A 2745-nucleotide genomic window follows, 5' to 3' on the forward strand; every position below is an offset into this window, starting at 1 on the left:
TAATATAAAAAACACATACAATAGAGGGAATTTAATGCTTAACCGATGACGCATGAATTACGTTTACGTTTAACTAAAAAGGATTGTGTGCTCATCAACAACTTTTTTCTCATTTTCTCGTATCTTTTTAAGTTTAAACACTCAGTTGTACCGTTTAAAGAAATATATGTGCTCGTTTTTGCGAGATCTTTTATGGAAGTACTTATTTTTTCGAGATCTCTTATGCATGAAAGAATTAAATCTTGATACTTTTTATCGTTGAGATCAAAGCTAACTTCTGCTTTGAGGTATTTGGCATAAACTTCCCATATTAAGATTAATGGACTACCAGTACTCAATGAAATTGCTTCTTTAAAATAATGGATAGCAGTATCATACTTTTGTTTTTCAAGTTCAACTCTTCCTTTTAAAAACAAAGTGGAATCATTTATAGTATCTTTAAATAAAACATCATCTAATGTTGAACTAGCATTTTTTAAGTCACCAATATCCAGATAAAGTTCTGTCAAGTTATTATATGCAGGAATGAAGTCGCAATCAAAAGAAATTGATTTCTTAAACGACTCTATAGCGATATCAAATTGCTTAAGACTTAAAAGAACTAGACCTTTTCCATTCCATGCGAAGCTGGAAATTGGGTCAAACTTTAAAGAATCTTTAAAAAGATTCAAGGCTTCTTCAAGTTTTCCAATACTATAATAAACAGTAGCTTTACCAGATAACGCAAAAGCTGATTTTGAATCAAGCTTTATTGACTCGTTAAAAGCCTCTACAGATTCATCAAATTTCCCCAAACTTGCAAAAGCAACACCTTTCCCATTCAACGAAAAAGTAAGCTCTTTATTATCTGGTTTTTCTTTGATTGCATTCTTACTGAGTGCAGTTTTGTAAGCTTCAATAGCATCAGTATATTTCTGAAGGTTTAATAAAACAAGGCCTCTGCCATTCCATGAAAAAGCATTATCTTGGTCAATATTAATTGATTTATCAAAAGCATCTAAGGCTTCATCATATCTTTTTAGATTACGGAGTACAAGACCTTTGGTATTCCACGCTTTAGTTAATTTTGAATCGATTTCAATAGATTTATTTAATGTACTTAAGATTTCAATAGATTCATTTAATGTGCTTAAGGCATCATCACATCTTTTTAGATTCCAAAGAGCAAGACCTTTACCAATCAATGCAAGAGCTTTTTGTTCATTTTCTAAGGAGTTAGAGCATGTTTCGAGAGTGTCTAGGGCTGTGTCATAGTTATTTAAGGCTTCCTCATATTTTCCCATATGACGTAATTCATCAGCTGTTTTGATCAGCTCTTCAACATCCATAAAGGTCTCCTTTTATGTAAGAACTAGCAAGTCATAGCAATTGGACAGATCTTATATAATTAGTTAAAATCACAATCTAATATAAAAACATGTTTAAATTAAATAAAAAGATTAAAAATACAGATATAATTTTATATCTTATCAAACTGACTACAGTGCTTGAATACGTGAAAAAGCCTCATCATAGAAAGTAAAAGGTTAAAAAAATGTTAATCCTCGATTACCCTTACGTCTCCAAATTACTAAAAAATACTGCTGCAGAATTACAGATTCCTGTTTTAAAAAATGAAATGGCAGCCGGACTGAAGACTGAAAAAAAGCTAAACCTTCTTGAAGAAGATGAATTTATCAAATTAATAAAAGAAAAAGGTGAATGTGCCCTTTATTCCAATTCCGAAAACTCAATTGGCTGGATTTCGGAAAATCTTGGATTTACAGGGCTGCCTGAGAAAATCGAGCTCTTCAAAAACAAAGTTAAGTTCAGAGAGCTGCTGGAAAGGCTCTACCCGGAATTATATTTTAAGAGTGTTAAATTTGAAGAACTGGACAAAATCCGGGTTGAAGAAATCAAAAAACCGTTCATTATAAAGCCTGCCGTGGGATTTTTCAGCCTTGGGGTTCATAAGGTTTCCACCAACGAAGAATGGGATTCGGTCCTGAAGTCTATAAAGGCTGAGGTTGAAGAGATCAAAAAGCTCTATCCGGAGCAGGTCCTGAATATGGAGAATTTCATTATCGAAGGAAATATCGAAGGGGAAGAGTTTGCAGTTGACGCTTATTTCAACCGCGAAGGAAAGCCGGTAGTCCTCGATATCTTTAAACATATCTTTTCTTCGGAAAACGATGTCAGTGACAGGGTATATTTTACTTCGAAAAAGATTATAGAAACCTACAGGGAAGCCATTGAAGATCTTTTAAAGGAAATCGGAAATCTGGCCGGGCTCAGGAATTTTCCCCTTCATCTGGAACTTCGAATATCGCAGGACAGGCGGATCCAGCCTATTGAACTGAACCCGATGCGCTTTGCCGGCCTGTGCGTTACTGATATTGCATATTTTGCATATGGGATTAACACTTACAGGTATTTTCTGGAACAGCTTGAGCCGGACTGGAATAAAATTCTTGCAGACAAAGAAGGAAAAAGCTTCTGCTTTATTATGCTGAACAAATCGGAAGACCTCAATTTGAAGGACGTAAAAGCTTTTGATTACGAAAAACTGCTTTCAGACTTTGAAAAGCCTCTTGAACTCAGAAAAGCGGATTACGAAACACGCGGCTACTTCGGGTACATGTTTACCGAAACCAGAGACAGTAGCTGGAGCGAGATTGAAAGGATTCTGAAATCGGACTTGAGGGAATATATCACTTTCAAAGAAGCAGCGTCTGCAAGTTCTGTGCTCAAAAATAATGTTCAAAA

2 protein-coding genes are annotated in these 2745 nt (G+C 34.8%); one reads left to right on the top strand and one right to left on the bottom strand.

All coding sequences use genetic code 11. From position 1 onward, the window contains the following. Positions 1 to 38: 38 nt before the first annotated feature. A complete protein-coding gene (locus tag A9239_RS14695; protein WP_048155526.1) occupies positions 39 to 1328 on the bottom strand; it encodes a tetratricopeptide repeat protein in 1290 nt (429 codons plus the stop codon). Positions 1329 to 1534: 206 nt separating this feature from the next. Here A9239_RS14695 and A9239_RS14700 point away from each other — a divergent pair. Further along, positions 1535 to 2745, top strand: a 1211-nt coding sequence (locus A9239_RS14700; RefSeq protein WP_069575362.1) for an ATP-grasp domain-containing protein, incomplete at its 3' end; no start/stop codon positions are given.

Source organism: Methanosarcina sp. A14 (assembly GCF_001729375.1).
Classification (GTDB): domain Archaea; phylum Halobacteriota; class Methanosarcinia; order Methanosarcinales; family Methanosarcinaceae; genus Methanosarcina; species Methanosarcina barkeri.